Consider the following 18721-nt stretch of genomic DNA (forward strand, 5'->3'; position numbering starts at 1 on the left):
TCGGGCGGGTAGTTCTTCATCACCATCAGGGACATCTCTTCCCCTGGACCTCAAGATCCAGTCTCTAAGGTGTCCACATTCAAGGGGGAACGTCCTCCTGCCGTGCTGCGCCTAACGCTTGGCACCGCGGGGTGTCTTCGGAGTGGCCGACCAGGCCGCCTCAAAACGACGAAGGCCTTGGAACAGTCAGAGGTCCATCGAGCAGTACGAGCTTCGACCTGCGTACTCTGACAGAAGCCGAGCCCTTTGATGTGCTCGCCGGACGCCCAGGGGGGCCGGCCCGGAATGCGTGCCGATCACGCCCGTAGCTCGGCCGAGCTGATCACCGGACAGTTGAAGGTCTCCGTGAGCACGTCCTGTTGATGACCTGTCAGCGGATTGAGGAAGACGACCGCATCGGCATCGGTCTCCGCACGAGCGGAGGCGATCTCGCGCACTTTGCCCGCGCTCACCAACGTACGCGACGAGTAAGGTCGGCCCATCGTCTTCACTCCGCCGTCGGAGACGCCCCGACGTTGCACAAAGCTTCCCACCACACGAGCGCCAAGGGCCGTGACCACCTCGGCGAGCTCATCCATGAGCACGGCGTACTGCTTCTGCTTGGCGGAGAAGTATCCGACGAGGAGAACATTCGCGCCGGTCAAAGCCCCAGACGAGGGATGTCGCCGCCCTTTCAACGGCCGCGTCCTCCGCGGAGGACGACGCCCCCGCCGCAGGCGTCGATGTGGCTTCACGATCGACACGGTACCGACCGGATGAGCGACGTTCACGCCCGTCACGACGGCTTCACCGGGAGATCGAGTGCACCAACGAAGTGTCTGAGCCCGCGATGATCTGAACAGCGGTATCTGCCCGCCCACAGAAGAGGATGGGTACGGGCCTCCGCGCCTCAGACTGTCTGGCACCCGGGGGTCCGCCCTGTCACGCCGCCTTCCTATCGTGAGGACGAGGATCCTGGCATGAGACTTACCGCCCGACGGCTCAACCGGGCCACGCTCGGCCGACAGATGCTGTTGGAGCGCGAATCGCTGGCAGTGGCCGACGCCGTCCGCCGCATCGTCGCTCTGCAGGCGCAGGAGGCCCCGTCACCGTATCTCGCCCTGTGGAACCGGCTCACCGGCTTCGAACCGGAAGACCTGGACGCCGCGTTCGCCGCCCGCGAGGTGGTCAAGGCTCCACTGATGCGCATCACGTTGCACGCGGTGCACGCCGAGGACTACCCGGGGTTCCACAACGCGATGCGGCGCAGCCTACGGGCCGCGCGTCTGGGCGGCTCCCGCTTCGCCTCCAGCGGGCTGTCCGTCGCCGACGCCGACGCCCTCCTTCCCCATCTCGCGGAGTTCGTGGCCCGTCCACGGACCGGCGCCGAGATCGAGGGCTTCCTCACGACCAGGTTCGGTGAGCCCAGGCGGGGCGTGTGGTGGGCGCTGCGGACGTTCGCGCCCTTGCATCACGCCCCGACCGGTGGGCCGTGGTCGTTCGGTGTGAGGCCGTCGTTCGTCGCCGCGTGGACCACATCAGGTCCGGAGTTCGAGGACGAGTCCGTGCGGCAACTGGTTCTGCGTTACCTGCGGGCGTTCGGTCCCGCCTCGGTGCCGGACCTGGCGCAGTTCACCATGCTCAGGCGGCCGGTGCTGCTGCAGGCCGTAAAGGCTTTGGCCGGTGAGGTCGAGGAGTTGAAGGGGCCGGATGGAGCGACGCTGTTCGACGTGCCCGGGGCACCGCTTCCGGCAGAGGACATCGCCGCCCCACCGCGGCTGCTGCCCATGTGGGACAACGTCCTGCTCGCCTACTCCGATCGCAACCGCGTCATTCCGCCGGAATACCGCCCGCTCGTCATCCGGCGCAACGGCGATGTCCTGCCGACCTTGCTCGTCGACGGTTACATCGCCGGCGTGTGGCGCCCGGTCGAGGGAGGCATCGAAGCGACGGCTTTCCACCGCCTGGACGAGGAGGTGTGGAGGGAACTCGCGGCGGAGGCCGGTGCGTTGGCGGCGTTCCTGGCGGATCGCGGGACCACCGTCTATCGCCGCTACGGTCACTGGTGGACCAAGCAGATGCCGAGCGCCGAAGTCCGTTTGCTTTAAAAAATGACAGCCCTAATCAGCACAGTAGGACTCGCGTCGGTCGGCTCCGGAGTAGTGTTCCTGCACTTTTATGTACTGGTCCACCCAGAACTTGTCTTTCTCGACTCTCGAAGCGCCCGGCCGAAGCAGTTTGAGTTCCGTCGCCAGGGCGTAGAAGCCGCCGCCCGGGTCGGTTCCGCCCTTGTGGGTGACGAGGGCCGAGATCATCAGCTTGGTCTCCGGGTAGGTCCTCTCCACGATCAGTCCCAGGAGGTATCCGATTGCGGCTCGCTCGTCAGGGCGTCCGAAGTCGAAACCGGGAAGGCCGGTTCTCTGCGTCAGGGCGTTGTTGAGGTCCTCGTACGACGTCGCGACCGGGCTTTGAGCGCGCTCGACGAGGAACTCCAGCCCGACCTCCACAAGTTGATCCCACGTTCCTTCGTCACGGCTGTACTTGTACATCGAATCGCCTCCGTCGGAGATGGTAACGAGGAATCCGGAAGATCGGACGGCACATGGTCAAGTCACCAGGAATCTTCGAATGTCCCCTTCGTTTGATCCGGCGGAATCGCTTCCGCTCGATTCACGTCTCCCTCGCCGCCGACCGTTTACGACGGTGGCGTTAATCCGGATACGAGCAGGCCCGTACGGCCGAAAACCGCTTGCCCCCGTGTGGCGGGTTCGGGGAACGTGGTGTCCATGACGATCTGATGGACGGCACCCCGCTCCCTGAGATGCCACGGTGCCGACGCGTGCCGTGATGCTGTCAGCCCATGCCCTTTTGAGAGAGCTGAGAGAGCCTCTTTGTCTCACCAACACTCCCCGCCGCCGTCCACCGCGGCCACCGTCACCGTGTTCGCCTCCCCGGCGAGCTGGATCGAGTCCGACGCCCTCGCACAGTGCCACCAGGTGGCGGCCCTCGACGGCATGACGCACGTCGCCGCCATGCCGGACCTGCATCCGGGCAAGGGCGCGCCCATCGGCGCCGCGATGGCGTCGACCGTGCTGTATCCGTTCCTGGTGGGCTCCGACATCGGCTGCGGCATCGCGGTGTTCCCCATGAGGCTCAAGCGCGCCGTGCCCGAGAAGCTCGCCGCCCGGTTCCCCGACCTCGATCGCGCGCTGGATCCCGAGCGGGACGCCGACGACCCGGCCTGGGCCGTCGTGAAGGGTGACATCCCCGCGGGGCACACCGAGGGTCTCGGAACGGTCGGCCGGGGCAATCACTTCGTCGAGCTGGCTCGGATCGGGACGGTCTTCGAGCCGGATCACGCGAGCCGTCTCGGGCTCGCCGGGGGCGACCTGGTCCTCATCGTGCACAGCGGCTCCCGGGGGCTGGGCGAGCGAATCCTGCGGGCGCACACCGAGGTCCACGGCGCGGGCCCGGCCCCCGATCCCGGTGCCTACCTGGCGATGCACGACGAGGCCGTACGCTGGGGATCGCTCAACCGGCGGCTGATGGCCGCCCGGGTCGCCCACGCCCTGGGGGCCGAGCCCGCCGAGCCGCTCGTCGACCAGTGCCACAACCTGGTCGAGATCCGCGACGGGGTCTACCTGCACCGCAAGGGTGCGGCGCCGGGTGACGGCAACGACGTGCTCATCGCCGGTACGCGGGGCACCCCCTCCTACCTCGTGGCCGCCCACGCCGGGCCGGAGGCCGGCCACTCCGTCGCGCACGGCGCGGGCCGCAAGATGTCGCGTGCGGACGCCCTGCGCCGGGGGCGGGCCAAGCACACGGTCGAGGAGCTGCGCCGCACGCCGGTGGGGTCGCTGGTGGTGTGCGGAGACCGCCAGCTGCTCTTCGAGGAGGCGCCGACGGCGTACAAGCGCATCGAGCAGGTGATCTCCGACCTCGTCGACCACGGCCTGGCCACGCCGGTGGCCACCACGGTCCCCCTGGTCACCTACAAGACGCCCGACCTCGGGTCCGCGCCCCAGCGTGAGCGCCGCCGAAAGCGAGGCCGATCTTGAGCGCGCGGGCAGGGCAGGCCGCGAGCTCGCAGGCAGGGCAGGTCGCGGGCGCGCGGGCGAGGCCGGCCGCAGGTACGCAAGCGGGACCAGCCTCGGGCACGCCAGCGGAGCCGGTCGTGAGCGCGAAAGCGAGATCGGCGGCGAGCGTCCATCTGCTCCTGTCGGCCGGGCGTGGCCCGCAGGAGTGTGCCTGGGCGCTGGCCCGGCTGCTGCGCCGCCTGGAGGCCGACGCCGCCCGGCAGAACCTGGAAACCCGCCGGACCGAGACCGTTCCCGGTGACCGGCCCGGCACCTACCGGTCGGTCCTCGTCCGAATCTCGGGGGCCGGTGCCGAGGCGTTCGCCGCCTCGTGGACCGGGACCCTGTGCTGGCAGGCCCCCAGCCCGTACCGGACCGGCACCAGCCGGAAGAACTGGTACGTCACCGCCCGGCCATGCGAGGTAGACACCCCGCGCACGACGTTCGCGGAAAAGGACGTCGACATCGTCGCCTGCCGCACCGGCGGCCCCGGCGGTCAGCACCGCAACAAGGCCAGCACGGCGGTGCGGGCGACTCACCGGCCCTCGGGGATCGTCGTCGTGGTCGACACCGAGCGGCAGTTCAGCCTCAACCGCGGCATCGCCATGCGGCTGCTGCGGCAGCGCATCGAGCAGGGCGACGAGGAGGCGGGACGCGCCGCCACCACCGCCCGCTGGCGCGTCCACGGCGAGCTCGTACGCGGCAACCCCACCCGTACCGAGCGTCCGTGAGCATCGTGGCATCCTGAAGCCGCGGCTCGGAGCGGCCGAGCCGGGGTGAGGGTGCACAACCAGGCCGCCGACGATTCCTCTCCTCCCATTTCATGCGACTCACCATCATTCGCTCCCGAACTGCCCGGCCGGGAGAGCGAAAAGGCTCACCGATCGCCGGAATCCTGAGTTCACGCCCGGCTCCATTTGCCCGTGACGATCGGGTCCTGTTTCCGTCGGTGGCGGCTGGCAGCATGACGACATGACCATGCGGCCCATTGACGTCTCCTGGCTCCGCGGCGAATACGGCGAGGAGTGCTACAGCTTCATCTACATCCGTGCCACGCCCGAAGAGGTGGTCGCCCGCCTCGGCGGTCGATGGGAGGGCTTCACGCCGGACCCCCTCCCCGAAGAACCGGATGATTACCCCCGTCCCGGGGAGCCTCTCGGCGTCACCTCCATCGGTGATTGGACGTTCGTCTTCGACCCTGACTGGATCGGCACCCAGGAAGACGTGATCACCAAGCTTTCCGAGGGCACCCGCCTCGTCTCCCAGGCCGCACTCAGCATCAAAGGCCTGGACTACTTCCACTGGTGCGAGAACGGCGAGATCCGATTCTGCTTCGGATGCGACAACGAACCTCTGGAAGAGGAGCCGGACGAAATCGTGGACGTGATGACGGAGATCGACAAGCTTTACCCGTCGTCTTCCTATTTCTACAAAGGACCGGCCTTCCTGCTCGTCGAGCACCTGACCGGGATCAGGGTGACGGAACAACTGCTGAAGAGTTCCACGTTCATGTGGGGCGTCGTCCCGGAACCATCCGGGTCGTGACGTCGGCCGACAAAGGACGTTCCCGCGTTCGAAGGGCGAGGATGGCTTTGAACAGCCGGTCTGCGCGAGCTTTGAACAGCCGGTCTGCGCGAAGAGGGTGGCAGCGGGTTTCCGCGTGATTCGCCAGGTTGAACCGCGCCGGAGTACATCAAAGCCTCCAGCGGTCCCGGCGCGGTTCGGTGTCCGGTGCCTTCCTTCCGCCTTCGTTCGGCCAGGAGACACCGGAGGGTCATCGCGGTCCCTGGGCCGCGGTCAGGACCCCCAGGCACAGGATCATCGCCGCGGTGAACGCGCCACCGCTCATCAGTGCCGAATCGGCGAGCCCCGCGCCGGTCTGGCTCTTCAGTATGCCCGCGACCAGAGCGATCACCAGGGAGAAGAGCCCCGCGATCGCCAGCCAGAGGGACCTGGTGGCGCTCGGGCCGTTGGGAGGTTGCGGGTCCATGCGAGGTTTCCTTCCTCAGAGAGGGGGTCATGCCGGGTCGAGAGCGAGCGCCCCGCTCATGAGGCCCTCGGTCAGCAGGGCGCGGGCGTCCGTGGCGGCCGTGACCAGCCGCCGGTGAAGTGAGATCTGCAGGTCGAGATCGTGAAGCAGGGTGGCGACGCGCCGCTGCACTGCCATCGGGGGCAGTGTCACCGGTAGCTCCCCGAACGAGCGGGTGCTGATGGAGCGCGCTCCCGCCGTGGCCGAGCGGTCGTACACCCAGTCGAGCGCGTCCGGCTGTGACAGGAGGCCGAGCAGGTAGCGCGGATCGAAGGCTTCCGGCCGGTGCGCGCGGAGGCGGAACAGGTTGTGGTGCGGCAGCCAGCCGTGGTGCTCGTCGCGTACCAACGCGGGAGGGACCAGCACGCCGGAGCGGATGCAGACGATGTCGCCCGGTTGGAGAAGGTAGCGCTCGTACGACGCGGCGAACTCGGCCGGGATCCTCTCCTGGCTGGAAGCGGTGATGTGGCCCTCCCGCAGGTGCCTGGGCCGCACCATGGGGATGGCGCCGTCCGGCACGCGTCGCTCGTCACGCAGGCGCGAGTACGAGGGACCCGCCTGGATCTCACACACCTCCGCCAGTGTCGTGCGGGTCCAGCCGACCGGGACGGAGGCGAACGAGCCCCCGGTTCCCCGGGCGAGCGCCGCCGCGTTCGTGACGACCGCCCTGCCCGCCTCGTTCGCCTGAATCTGCGTCCTGGCCAGCAGTCCGAACGCGTCCGCGACGGAGCCCAGCCCTTTGGCCGCGTCGTTCGGCGGCTCGTCGGCAAGGTAGTCGGCGGGGTTGAGTGAGGAGTCGCGGGCGTGGATCTCGTCGGGCCGGACCGCGACACCGAGACCGTCGCCCGCCTCGTACCCGCCGTCCGGGGCCTGGCCGTCACGCCACCGCCGGTACGTGGTCACGATGGCGTTCAGGTCTTCCGGCGGCAGGGTCCGGTGGTCGCGAGATCTCGCCGCTCGCTCCCGCGCGTCGATGAGGAGCACCGGCGCGCCGGGAGTGCCCGGCCGGCGCAGCAACCACACGGACACGGGCACGTCGGTGGTGGCGAACAGCCGGCCCGGCAGGGCGATCACGCACTCGACCACCCCGGCGTCCACCATGTTGCGGCGGATGTCCCGCTCGGCCTGGTTGGCGGACGTCCCGGCGCTCTGCGGCATGATCACGGCTGCTCTGCCGCCGCTTTCCAGCGATTGCGGGATGTGCTGCAACCAGGCGAAGTTGTCGTTTCCCGCCGGCGGCGCGCCGTACGGCCAGGCTGTCCGGGTCCTCTTCCCCGTCGTCGAGCCCGTGTTGAACGGCGGGTTCGTGACGATCACGTCCGCCCGCACCGGCGGCCGGTTCCCGCGGGCCTCCCACGGAGTGGCCGTGCCGACTTCCAGGATCGCGTCGGCACCGTGCAGGGCGAGGTTCATCGCGGCGTACCGGAGGGTATCCAGACGCGGGCTCTCACCACGCACGTCCGTGTTCCCGCCCGCCGCGGCGGCGGTCGCGACCAGCAACTCGCCCCCGCGGGCGTACGGGTCGTGGATACGCCTTATCTTGGCGGTACCGGAGACGACGAGGTCGGCCATGAGCCTGGTCAGCGCGGGAGGTGTGAAGAACTCGCCGCTGCGCAGCGCGACCTGCTCCTCGTACCTGCCGAGGAGCCGCTCGTACGTCTCGCGTCCGAGCCCGGCGGAGAGATCGACGACTCGCCTGAGTTCCTGGACGGTACGCGGGGTCAGCCGCACCAGGGAGTTCTGCAGCCCCGGGGGCACACCGCGGCGGCGCAGCGCCTCGTCGGCCGCGTGCCCGATGCTCCGGAGCAGGTCTTTGGCCTGCTTCGCGCCATCGGCGCGGACGGGCGGCTCGTTCAACTTCGTCCAGCGCTCCGGCTCGGCCACACGCAGGAAGTTGAGCGTGAGCAGCAGGGCCAGGTAGTCCGCCATGGCAGCGGAGCCTCTGATCGCGTCCGCCATCGCCAGCAGCTCGTGCAGCCGTCGTGTGTACCCTTCGCCGGGTGAATCCTCAGGTGAATTCCCGGCCCCCGGGGGCGGCTGGTTGTCGGGCAGACCACGTCGTACCCGGTCGCCGTACGTGGTGCCGGGGGGCTCGTCACCGATCAACCTGTTGGCCGGGACGCGGCGCGCGTCCAGCCAGGCGAGCACGCTCTGGAGCCAAAAGTATTCGGCTTCTCCCGCCGACACGGGCCTGGGGAAGTCCGCGTACCGCCTCTCCCAGTTCGTGACGGCCGGACGGGCCACCTTGGCCCACTCCGCGATCTCCGTTCGGGTGATCAGCCGACGGGTGTCACCCGTCTCCGCTCGCGTCTCTCGCCGCTGTGCCATGAGCACGACTGTAGAGGGAGCCGGAGGGCGCCGCGCATTGTGAGCACTGCCAGTGCGCAAAGTGGCGCCGACTGTTACGCGGCTGCGGCGCGCCTCGCCGGGAACGCCGCTATGCCCCTGATCTGCGGGAAAATTCGCCGGGCGAACATTTGGGCGGACACCTGATCGACCTCGCCGATAGAGGAATTTTTAAAAATAGGGTTAACAGATTGGTGAGGCAACGGGACATCTACGAGATCCCCGGTTCATGTGCGTGGCCATCCGGGGCGACCCTATGACATCCGATCTGTCGTGCGCGGTCGTCGTCCCCGCGCGGTGAGACGGCGTGACGGTGACACGCCGATGCGCGTCCGGGGCGCGGTCATCCCGTTCCGGCGACGTCCAGATCCCGGGCAGGTCTGATCTTTCATTAAGAGACATCGGATGTGAAGCCTTGTTTCGGCCTTGTTTCGGTGCTATTTCGTTGTCTACCCCCCTTGTTGATCGGAGGAATTTGTGTGATCAAGTTCCCGCGCTCCAGACTGGGCATCGCCCTGTTAGGTGTGGTCGCCATGCTCGCCGGTATGAACGCCCCGACCTCGGCGCAGGCCGTGGCGCTGCCCGCGACCGACGACCTGACCCTGTGGTACAACTCGCCGGCCACCAACTGGGAGACCCAGGCGCTGCCGATCGGTAACGGCCCGCTGGGTGCGAAGTTGTTCGGCGGGGTGGCCTCCGAACAGATCCAGTTCAACGAGAAGACCCTGTGGACCGGCGGTCCCGGTGCCTCCGGCGGCTACAACCACGGCAACTGGACCTCCCCGCGCCCGGGGGCCATCGACAACATGCAGGCGCAGATCGACCAGAACGGCAGGATCACGCCGCAGACCGTCGCCAACGCGCTCGGCCAGGGCAAGACCAACTTCGGTTCCTACCAGACCTTCGGCGACCTGTTCCTCGACTTCGCCAACCCGCCGTCGAGCACCACGGGATACCGGCGCGAGCTGAGCCTGCGCGAGGCCGTGGCCAGGGTCGGCTACACGGCGGGCGGCGTCGAGTACACCCGCGAGTACTTCGCCAGCAACCCCGGCAACGTGATCGTGGCCCGGATCTCGGCCAGCCAGGCCGGCCGGGTCTCCTTCACGCTGCGGCACACCTCACCGCGTACCGACAAGACCGTGACCGCCTCGAACGGCCGGCTCACCATCCGCGGCCGGCTCGCCAACAACGGCCTGCGGTTCGAGGCGCAGGTGCAGGTGGTCAACCAGGGCGGCACCAGGACCGACTCCGGGGACCGGGTCACCGTCTCCGGGGCCGACAGCGTGATGCTGGTGCTGTCGGCGGGCACCGACTACTCCGACGGCTACCCGGCCTACCGGGGCACCGACCCGCAGGCCGGGGTCACCTCGCGGGTGACCACGGCGGCGGCCAGGACCTACGACGCGCTGAAGGCCGCGCACCTCGCCGACTACAGGAACCTGTTCGACCGGGTGAAGCTGAACATCGGCCAGACGAACCCGACGGTGCCGACCAACCAGTTGCGCAGCAACTACACCGGCGGTTCCTCGACGCAGGACCGCGCGCTGGAGGCGATGTTCTTCGCCTACGGCCGCTACCTGCTGATCTCCTCCTCACGGGAGAACGACATCCTCCCGGCCAACCTCCAGGGCGTGTGGAACAACGTCGTCAACCCGCCCTGGGACGCCGACTACCACGTCAACATCAACCTGCAGATGAACTACTGGCCGGCCGAGCAGACCAACCTGCGCGAGACGACGCGGCCGTACGACAGGTACGTCGCGAGCATGGTCGCCCCGGGCCGGGTGACGGCCACCAACATGTACGGGGCCCGCGGCTGGGTGGTCAACAACGAGACCAACCCCTACGGCTTCACCGGCGTGCACAGCTACCCGCAGTCGTTCTGGTTCCCCGAGGCCGCCGCCTGGACGACCCAGCACATGTACGACAGCTACCGGTTCAGCGGCGACGTGAACTACCTGCGCAACACCGCCTACCCGGCGATCAAGGGCGCGGCCGAGTTCTGGCTGGACTTCCTGCACACCGACCCGCGTGACGGCAGGCTCGTGGTCTCCCCCAGCTACTCGCCGGAGAACGGCGACTTCTCGGCGGGCGCGTCGATGTCCCAGCAGATCGTCCGGGAGGTGTTCACCAACGCGCTGGCCTCGGCCCGCACGCTGGGCGTGGACACCGCCTTCCAGAACGAGGTCAGCACCGCCCTGTCCCGGCTCGACCCGGGGCTGCGCGTCGGCCGCTGGGGCCAGCTCCAGGAGTGGAAGACCGACTGGGACTCCCAGACCGACACCCACCGGCACGTGTCGCACCTGTTCGCCCTGCACCCGGGCAACCAGATCCTGCCCGGTACGGCCGAGGCCGCGGCGGCCCGCGTCTCCCTGAACGCGCGCGGCGACGGCGGCACCGGCTGGTCCAAGGCGTGGAAGATCAATTTCTGGGCCCGGCTGCTCGACGGCACCCGTGCCCACAAGCTGCTCAGCGAGCAGCTCAAGTCCTCCACGCTGGACAACCTGTGGGACACCCACCCGCCGTTCCAGATCGACGGCAACTTCGGCGCGACCTCCGGGGTCGCGGAGATGCTCGTGCAGAGCCAACACGACACCGTGCACGTGCTGCCCGCGCTGCCGGCCGCGTGGCCGACCGGCTCGGTGACCGGCCTGCGCGCGCGGGGCGACGTCACCGTGGACACCGCCTGGAGCGGCGGGAAGGCCACGACGGTCACCCTGCGGACCGGCAAGACGGCCCCGATCAAGGTCAGGACCGCCGCCGCCACCGGCACCTACCAGGTCAAGGACGAGACGGGCGCGACGGTCACCGCCACGCGCACCGGTGACACGCTGAGCTGGAACGCCACCGCCGGGAAGACGTACACGATCACCTTCCAGTCGGGCGGCACCGGCGGCCAGACGGTGGAGGGTGAGGCGTACACCTCGCAGTCGGGCGTGCAGCGGGCCGACCACCCGGGCGCCAGCGGCGGAGCCTCGGTGGGCTACATCGAGAACGGCGACTGGGCGGCGTACGCCGGAGTGAACACCGCCGGACTACGGACCTTCACCGCGCGGGTCTCCTCCGCCGGGTCGGGCGGGACCATCCAGATACGGTCGGGATCGGCCACCGGGACGTTACTGGGATCGGTCGCGGTGTCGCCCACGGGTGGCTGGGACACCTACGCGACGGTGTCGACGACCCTGAGCGGGTCGGCCTCCGGGCCGCTGTACCTGGTCTTCGTGGGAGGTGCGGGCAACCTGTTCGACGTGGACACCTTCACCGTCGCGACGTGAGATGACGGCGGTCCGTCCCCGGGTGGGTGACCGCCCGGGGACGGACTGCCGGGACGCCGGCTGTGAAGGACGTCCTCAGGCGCGCCAGGGCATGTGCTGGAGGGTCCAGGTGTTGCCGTCCGGGTCGGCGAAGGCGGCGTAGTGAACGCCACCCAGGTCCTCGACCGGGCCCACGTCCGCGCCGCGCTCGATGAGTGCCGCGCGGGCCTCCTCGATGTCGCTCACCACCAGGTGCAGGCCGCGCAGCGTGCCCACCGGCATGTTCAAAGACGGGACGCCCTCGGTCAGGGTGATCGAGCAGGCCGAGCCCTGCGGGGTGAGCTGGACGATCCGGACCCCGTCCGCGGGGCGTACGTCGACGTCCACGTGGAAGCCGAGGCGGTCGGCGTAGAAGGCCTTGGCGCGGTCGATGTCCCTGACGGGCACCGGGACGAGTTCGAGGAGGAACGCGCCGGGAGGGACGGGCGGGGTGGTGAGGTGGGCCGGGATGTCGGCGAGATCGGTCGGGATCTCGGTCCGCGTGGGCGGCTGGGCGTCGGTCATTGCGGCTCGCCTTTCAGGGTGGTCGTCACGGCTCGGGGTGGTCGTCGCCACCCAGGGGGTCATCACCGCTCAGGGTTCAGGGTGGTCATCACCGCTCAGGGTTCAGCGGTCGGGCGTCACGGCTCGCCGTTCGCGGTCGTCTCGTCGAGCATCCCGGCGAGACGGTCGTACGCCTCGCCCGCGCCGCGTTCCATGGGGGTGCGGAGGACGCTGTCGCGGGCCTCGCGTGAGGGGTAGCGGACCGTGGTGGTCATCACGGTCCGGCCGTCTCGCTCGTCGAAGACGGTGGTGACGAGGGCCTCGCCCTCCTCCCAGCCGTCGTGGACCTCGCTCTGGACCAGCCTGCCGGGCGCGGCGACCTCGTGGAACACCCCGCTCTGGCCCAGCTCGGCACCCCCCGGCCCGCGTGACACGAAGCGCCAGGCGCCGCCCGGGCGCAGGTCGACCTCGCAGACGACGAGGTGCCAGCCGCGGGCGCCGTGCCATCGCCGGAGCAGCTCGGGGCGGGTGAACGCGTCGAAGACGAGTCGGCGGGGGGCGGCGAACATCCTGGTGAGGACGAGGTCGGTCTCGGACACCGCTCGCACCGTCAGGCCTTCGGCCCGGTCCTGCCGTGACATCACGGGCTCTCCCGCCCGGCGGCGTTCGCCGCTTCGCCGGGCTGAAGCTCGCCGAGCAGATCGTCCAGCCTCCGGTAGCTCTCCTCCCAGTAGGAGCGGTAGTTCGCCAGCCAGTCCACGGCGTCCCTGAGCGGGGCGGCCTCCAGGCGGCAGGGCCTGCGTTGCGCGTCGCGGCCGCGGGAGATCAGACCGGCGCGCTCCAGCACCCGCAGGTGTTTGGAGATGCCCGGCTGGCTCATCGCGAAGGGCGCGGCCAGCTCGGTCACCGTGGCCTCGCCCTCCATCAGGCGGGCCAGGATCGCCCGCCGGGTGGGGTCGGCCAGCGCGGCGAACGTCGCGTCGAGAACGTCGGCAGCCATTTTGATTACCTTTCGGTTCTATAACCAGATGGTTTTCTATCGCGTCGGGCTCGGCCCCGTCAAGGGCTATGGGTTTTGTACGACAAGGACAGAAGCGACCGGTCACGTACGACAGCGGCACGACGGGGCCGCAGGGACAGTTCGGTACGAACCACCCGGCCCTCATGGCGAGGGCGTTCGTGCGCTCCGTCCCGTTCGTGATCGTCTTCCTGGTTCCGAGGCGGCGGTTTTCGCGGGTATCGCGAGCGGCGGGCCCAGGGGATGACCGAGAAAACAGGGAAAGATCGCACGGTGGACAACGAAACGAACGACGTACCGGTGCACCTGCGCGCGGGGGGCACCAGCCTCGTCGTCGCCGTCGACGGCGGGCGGCTCCCGCGCGTCCTGCACTGGGGAGCGGACCTCGGCGCGCTGGACGGCGGCGCCCTGGCGGACCTGCACCGGGCCGCGCTCCCCGCCATCGGCGACAGCGCGGTCACCTACCCGCAACCCGTGCCGGTGCTCCCCCAACTGGCGGAGGGCTGGCTCGGACGCCCAGGGCTCGTCGGCGACAGCGACGGCCGCCGCTGGGCGCCGAAGTTCCGGAACGCGACGTACCACCTCGACGAAGACGACGAAGGCGGCGCGGCCACCGGCGGCCCGGTGCTGCGCGGCACGGCGCACGACCCGGAGTACGGCCTCACCGCCGACATCGAGATCCAGGTGCTCGCCGCCGGTGGGCTCGTACGCCAGCGGGCCCGGATCACCAACGACACCGGGACCCCGTACCGTGTCGGCGGCCTGGAGACGGCCCTGCCCGTGCCGTCGGACGCGTCGGAGATCCTGGACCTGACCGGCCGCTGGGCGCTCGAACGCGTGCCGCAGCGGCGCCCGTTCCACGTCGGGGAGTGGGTCCGGGCCTCGCGGGGCGGCAAGCCGGGCCTCGAACACACGCTGCTGCTGGTCGCCGGCGAGGAGGGGTTCGGGTTCCGGCACGGGGCGGTGTGGGCGACCCACCTGGCCTGGAGCGGCAACCAGGTGCTCGCCGCCGAGCGGACACCGGCGGGCACCAGGCACCTCGCGGCGGGAGAGGCGCTGCTCGCGGACGAGGTGGTGCTCGGGCGGGGCGACTCGTACCAGAGCCCGTGGCAGTACGGCTCGTGGGGGGTGGGGCTGGACGACCTCGCCTCGCGGTTCCACCGCTACCTGCGGTCGCGCCCCGGGCATCCCCGCTCGCCCCGGCCCGTCGTGCTGAACACCTGGGAGGCCGTCTACTTCCGGCACGACCTCGCGCCCCTGGCCGCGCTCGCCGAGCGCGGGGCGGAGATCGGCGCCGAGCGGTTCGTGCTGGACGACGGCTGGTTCCTCGGCCGCAGGGACGACACCAGCTCGCTGGGCGACTGGACGGTCGACCCGGCCGTCTGGCCGGAGGGCCTCGAACCGCTCGTCGCCCGCGTGCGCGAGGCCGGCATGGACTTCGGGCTCTGGTTCGAGCCGGAGATGGTGAACCTCGACTCCGAGCTGGCCCGCGAGCACCCGGAATGGATCTTCGACGCGGGGCACGGCCCCGGCCTGCCCTCCCGCCACCAGCACGTCCTCGACCTGGGCCACCCGGACGCGTACGCCCACCTCCTGAAGCGGATGAGCGCCCTGATCGGCTCGCTCGGCATCGCCTACGTCAAGTGGGACCACAACCGCTACCTGCTCGACGCCGGTCACGGCCCCGACGGGCGGCCGGGGGTGCGCGAGCAGGTCCGGCAGGCGTACCGGCTGATGGCGGACCTCAAGGCCGCCCACCCGGGGCTGGAGATCGAGTCGTGCGCCAGCGGCGGCGGCCGCGTCGACCTGGGCGTGCTGGAGTACGCCGACCGGGTCTGGCCGAGCGACTGCAACGACCCGCACGAGCGGCTGGAGATCCAGCGCTGGACCGGGTTGCTGGTGCCTCCGGAGATGCAGGGCACGCACATCGGGGCCGAGGAGACGCACACGACCCACCGCACGCATCCGCTCGACTACCGCGCGGAGAAGGCGCTGTGGGGGCACCTCGGCGTCGAGGTCGACCTGCTCACCCTGGACGACGGGACCCGCGCCGCGCTCGCGGGGTGGATCGCGTTCCACAAGGAGCACCGGGAGCTGCTGCACTCGGGCGAGGTCGTGCACGCCGACCTCGCCGACGCGGCGCTGCGCCTCCAGGGCGTGGTGGCGGCCGACCGCGGCGAGGCGCTGTACGCGTTCAGCGTCGTCGAGCGCCCGTCGACCTGGCCGCCGGGACGCGTCCGGCTCCCCGGGCTCGACGACGAGCGGACCTACGCCGTTGAGACCGTGCACCCGGGCTCCTCGCCCGCGCCCGGCGTCGTGCTCCCGCCGTGGCAGCGCGACGGGGTGACCCTGCCCGGACGGGTGTTGCGGCTCGTCGGCGTCGAGGCGCCGTCCCTGGACGTGGACCGCTCGGTGCTGATCCGCGTCGTGAGCCGTCCGTCGGCGTCGTGACCCGGACGTGCGGCGCCGCGACCGGGACACCCGGCTCGTCGCCCCCTCCGAGACCCCCACCCTGATCTTCCCCGGGGCCGCGGTGAGCGTCGTCGTCCGGCGTTCTCGAGACCGTACGGCCGTGTGCCGGGCAGCCCGCTCCCGCCGGATTCTCGTCTAGGCTCTCGGATGTCCTCGCCGGAAAGGATCACCATGACCCACCGCACCCTCGTCGACACGTTGCACGAGGCCGAGCGGCGCCTGCAGGCGGCACAGCTCTCCGGAGACGTCGAGGCGCTGGACCGGCTGCTCCACGAAGAGCTCGTCTTCACCGGACCGCCGGACGGCGCGTGTCATCCGGGAGCCAAACAGCTCGATCTGCATAATCACCGCTCGCGGACCCAGATCATGACGAAGCTCGTCCAGGAGGACCTCACCGTGCTCGCCGAGGGAAGCACGGGCGTCACCTGCTTCCTCGGCACGCTGGAGGGCACGTTCGCCGGTGAGCCGTTCGCGGGACGGATGCGCTACACCCGGACCTGGGTGCACACGGACGAGTACGGCTGGCGCGTCCTGGCCGCCCACGCCGGCCCGGCCTGACGGCCGTCGCCTCTCTCCCCCGCATCGAGTCCCGTTGTCCGGGAAAGCGGCCCGGGAGGCCGTCGCTCGGGTACGTTGGGGCCGATGAACGATCAGCACGCGGAGGTTTCACCGCCGGGGCGTGGCCACCGGCCGGGCGGGCCGGCGACGCCCGCGCGACCGGAGGTCTCGGAGGGCGGATCACCGGGCACGCGCACCGGATCACCGGGCACGCGCACCGGCCGGTCACGCGGCAGGCCGGTGGTCGCCTCGCTCGTCGGCCTGGTCGTCGCGATCTCCGGCTGCGCCACCTCGCAAAGTGACGCCTCACAAAACGCCACCTCGCAAAGTGAAGCCTCGCGGGGTGAAGCCGCGCGAAGCGCCACCTCTCAGGGCGCCCCCTCGCAAAACGTCCCCTCGCAGGGTGACGCCTCGCGAAGCGCCGCACCGGCGACCCCCGCCCCGGAGCGGGAACCGCTGTCGGCGACGGACCCCGCCGGGCAGACCCCCGCCGGGCAGGCGGCCCCCGCCCTGCCCGCCCCGGACGCGGCGATCCCCTCCGACCCGTCGCGGCTGGCCCGTGCCCTGACCGGCACCACCGCGCAGCTCCGGCTGGCCATCGACACCTGGAGGCGCGAGGGCGACCCCGCCAAGGGGCAGCCCCCCGAGCCGGTGGTGCTGCTCGCCCTGCACCAGCAGCGCATCTACCGCCACCTGGTCCTCAACCCGAAGGTCGCCGCCCGCACCTACGCCAGGCTGCCGAAGGCCCTGGCCGCGGAGGCGAGGGACAACGTGACGGCCGGCCGGGGCCTGCGCTCCCTCGTCAAGCCCATCAGCGGGGCGGCGAAGTTCCGCGTCCAGCCGGCCAAGCCCGCCGACTTCCTGCTCGGCCACTTCCGGTACGCCGAGCGGAAGTTCGGCGTCGACTGGGAGGTGCTGGCGGCGGTGATGTTCGTCGAGACCAAGTTCGGCCGGGTGCGGTCACCGAGCCACACCGGCGCCAAGGGGCCCATGCAGTTCATGCCTCGCACCTGGGACGCGTACGGAATGGGCGGCGACATCCAGGACACCCGCGACTCCCTGCTCGCCGCCGCCAACTACCTGCGCGCGTCGGGCGCGCCGCGCGACTACCGGCGCGCGCTGTACGCCTACAACCACTCCTACGCGTACGTCGACGCGGTGCAGCTGCACGCCCGCCAGATCAAGCGGGACATCAGGAACTACTACGCGTACTACAACTGGCAGGTGTTCGTGGTCACCACCCGTGGAGACCGCCGCCTCACCGGCCCCTGACCTCATCCCCCCGACCTCACCCCGGCGGGCGGGATTCCTCGCCGCGGTCGCGGCTCCGCTGGAGTTCGGTGTTGATGCGCAAGGCCTCGGCGAGCTGGTCCTCCAGGATGACGATGCGGCAGGCGGCCTCCAGGGAGGTGCCCTGGTCGACCAGCTCGCGGGCGCGGGCGGCCAGGCGGAGCTGGTAGCGCGAGTAACGCCGGTGTCCGCCCTCGGAGCGCTGCGGTTCGATCAGCTTGGCGGTGCCCAGGTTGCGCAGGAACGCCGGGGTGACACCGAGCATCTCGGCGGCCCGGCCCATGCTGTAGGCGGGGTAGTCCTCGTCGTCGAACCGATGACCGGAGATGTCACCCGAGCTCATCGGCCCTCCCCGCGGTGGTGACACGGCGGGCCGTCCCGGCCTTGCGGGCGATGTCGCGGAGCCTGGGCTCGACGCGTACGCCCACCGTCGTCGGTGCTTGATCCATACAACCTTCCCGTAATGCCGACAGGGGCCCCGGCGCCTTGAAGCGCCGGGGCCCACGAGGTTCAACACCATCTACCGGCCCGGGGGCCGGTCTGTTCGCTCCGCATCGGCCGCCCGATGGGGACGGGGATGCGGGGATCGCGTATGCGTGACCGTAGACCACCTTCCAATCCGTGGGACTGCGGTACCCGTGCGGCGGAACATCAGCCGGCGACGGGCGATCCTGATGGCGTTCAACACTCCCTTCGCTATGTGTACTGCTTCGACCTCATGCGTCTGCGCCACGACTGCGCGTCCACGGCCGGGACCCTTTCACCTGCGTCGGCCCCGGCACGTCCGACGTCGCACGTCGTTCGCCATCACCTCTGTGGCAGCGCGTCCACGGTCAGAACCCTTCAACCGCCCGGTCCTGGCACGTCCGACCTTCTGCCCGTCTTTCCACGTCGTCTTCCACTGTCCACACTCGTCCGGGCGGCATCGTCGTGACGCCTGCGTTCTGCGCCGCCCTGGTGGATCCGTTCCTTGCGATGTCAGAAAACATACCCCTGCTCGACGCGAATGTCTACATCGGCCGCTGTAGATTTTTCATCCTCGGGAAGACAGGAACAGCGCCTCCCTGGGGGTAACCGTTCGAGGCCGTGCGGGATGCCCTGTTCCAGGGCGCCGGACACCGGCCAGGACCCCAGGGCCATGGGGTCGTGGGAGGTC

General features: G+C 70.1%; 16 protein-coding genes. 8 read left to right on the top strand and 8 right to left on the bottom strand.

Going from position 1 to position 18721, the window contains the following annotated elements:
- Positions 1-296 precede the first annotated feature (296 nt).
- The gene (locus tag ACFYWM_RS38305) at positions 297-644 is read right to left on the bottom strand and encodes a hypothetical protein (protein ID WP_389924660.1); all 348 of its coding nucleotides are present in this window, start codon (positions 642-644) and stop codon (positions 297-299) included.
- Positions 645-959: 315 nt separating this feature from the next.
- Here ACFYWM_RS38305 and ACFYWM_RS38310 point away from each other — a divergent pair, with 315 nt between their 5' ends.
- On the top strand, positions 960-2087 hold the full coding sequence (locus tag ACFYWM_RS38310) for a winged helix DNA-binding domain-containing protein (RefSeq protein ID WP_389924663.1): 1128 nt from the start codon (positions 960-962) through the stop codon (positions 2085-2087).
- A gap of 12 nt (positions 2088-2099) precedes the next feature.
- On the opposite strand, the gene ACFYWM_RS38315 is transcribed toward ACFYWM_RS38310, so the two are convergent.
- Positions 2100-2528, bottom strand: a complete 429-nt coding sequence (locus ACFYWM_RS38315) for a hypothetical protein (protein WP_389924666.1) — start codon at positions 2526-2528, stop codon at positions 2100-2102.
- A 342-nt stretch (positions 2529-2870) separates the two neighbouring features.
- Here ACFYWM_RS38315 and ACFYWM_RS38320 point away from each other — a divergent pair, with 342 nt between their 5' ends.
- From ACFYWM_RS38320 to ACFYWM_RS38330, 3 genes are all read left to right on the top strand, one after another.
- Complete coding sequence (locus ACFYWM_RS38320; protein WP_389924669.1) at positions 2871-4037, top strand: RNA ligase RtcB family protein; 1167 nt, start codon at positions 2871-2873, stop codon at positions 4035-4037.
- A 116-nt stretch (positions 4038-4153) separates the two neighbouring features.
- The gene (gene prfH, locus ACFYWM_RS38325; RefSeq protein ID WP_389924672.1) at positions 4154-4786 is read left to right on the top strand and encodes a peptide chain release factor H; all 633 of its coding nucleotides are present in this window, start codon (positions 4154-4156) and stop codon (positions 4784-4786) included.
- Between the two features lie 241 nt (positions 4787-5027).
- Positions 5028-5600 (top strand): DUF6461 domain-containing protein, encoded by a 573-nt coding sequence (locus tag ACFYWM_RS38330; RefSeq protein WP_389924674.1) that lies wholly within the window; start codon positions 5028-5030, stop codon positions 5598-5600.
- 229 nt (positions 5601-5829) lie between these two features.
- Here ACFYWM_RS38330 and ACFYWM_RS38335 read toward each other — a convergent pair whose 3' ends face one another.
- Together ACFYWM_RS38335 and ACFYWM_RS38340 are read right to left on the bottom strand one after the other, a co-directional pair.
- Positions 5830-6045, bottom strand: a complete 216-nt coding sequence (locus ACFYWM_RS38335; RefSeq protein ID WP_389924677.1) for a hypothetical protein — start codon at positions 6043-6045, stop codon at positions 5830-5832.
- A 27-nt stretch (positions 6046-6072) separates the two neighbouring features.
- Positions 6073-8412, bottom strand: a complete 2340-nt coding sequence (locus ACFYWM_RS38340) for an N-6 DNA methylase (protein WP_389924680.1) — start codon at positions 8410-8412, stop codon at positions 6073-6075.
- A gap of 497 nt (positions 8413-8909) precedes the next feature.
- Here ACFYWM_RS38340 and ACFYWM_RS38345 point away from each other — a divergent pair, with 497 nt between their 5' ends.
- Positions 8910-11705, top strand: coding sequence for a glycoside hydrolase N-terminal domain-containing protein (locus tag ACFYWM_RS38345; protein WP_389924682.1), 2796 nt, complete (start codon positions 8910-8912; stop codon positions 11703-11705).
- Positions 11706-11780: 75 nt separating this feature from the next.
- On the opposite strand, the gene ACFYWM_RS38350 is transcribed toward ACFYWM_RS38345, so the two are convergent.
- The 3 genes from ACFYWM_RS38350 to ACFYWM_RS38360 form a co-directional block, all read right to left on the bottom strand.
- Positions 11781-12248, bottom strand: coding sequence for a VOC family protein (locus ACFYWM_RS38350; protein WP_389924685.1), 468 nt, complete (start codon positions 12246-12248; stop codon positions 11781-11783).
- 116 nt (positions 12249-12364) lie between these two features.
- On the bottom strand, positions 12365-12826 hold the full coding sequence (locus ACFYWM_RS38355) for an SRPBCC family protein (RefSeq protein ID WP_389924688.1): 462 nt from the start codon (positions 12824-12826) through the stop codon (positions 12365-12367).
- Positions 12827-12867: 41 nt separating this feature from the next.
- Positions 12868-13227 carry an ArsR/SmtB family transcription factor gene (locus tag ACFYWM_RS38360; protein WP_389924690.1) on the bottom strand — a complete coding sequence of 120 codons (360 nt, stop codon included), beginning with the start codon at positions 13225-13227 and terminating at the stop codon, positions 12868-12870.
- A 291-nt stretch (positions 13228-13518) separates the two neighbouring features.
- Here ACFYWM_RS38360 and ACFYWM_RS38365 point away from each other — a divergent pair, with 291 nt between their 5' ends.
- From ACFYWM_RS38365 to ACFYWM_RS38375, 3 genes are all read left to right on the top strand, one after another.
- Positions 13519-15696, top strand: a complete 2178-nt coding sequence (locus ACFYWM_RS38365; protein ID WP_389924693.1) for an alpha-galactosidase — start codon at positions 13519-13521, stop codon at positions 15694-15696.
- 192 nt (positions 15697-15888) lie between these two features.
- Positions 15889-16275: a nuclear transport factor 2 family protein gene (locus ACFYWM_RS38370; RefSeq protein WP_389924696.1), complete on the top strand. Its 387-nt coding sequence runs from the start codon at positions 15889-15891 to the stop codon at positions 16273-16275.
- Positions 16276-16359: 84 nt separating this feature from the next.
- Positions 16360-17547: a transglycosylase SLT domain-containing protein gene (locus tag ACFYWM_RS38375; protein WP_389924699.1), complete on the top strand. Its 1188-nt coding sequence runs from the start codon at positions 16360-16362 to the stop codon at positions 17545-17547.
- Between the two features lie 16 nt (positions 17548-17563).
- Here ACFYWM_RS38375 and ACFYWM_RS38380 read toward each other — a convergent pair whose 3' ends face one another.
- Positions 17564-17908: a MerR family transcriptional regulator gene (locus tag ACFYWM_RS38380; protein WP_389924702.1), complete on the bottom strand. Its 345-nt coding sequence runs from the start codon at positions 17906-17908 to the stop codon at positions 17564-17566.
- Positions 17909-18721 lie beyond the last annotated feature (813 nt).

The organism is Streptosporangium sp. NPDC002721 (assembly GCF_042888905.1).
Lineage (GTDB): Bacteria > Actinomycetota > Actinomycetes > Streptosporangiales > Streptosporangiaceae > Streptosporangium.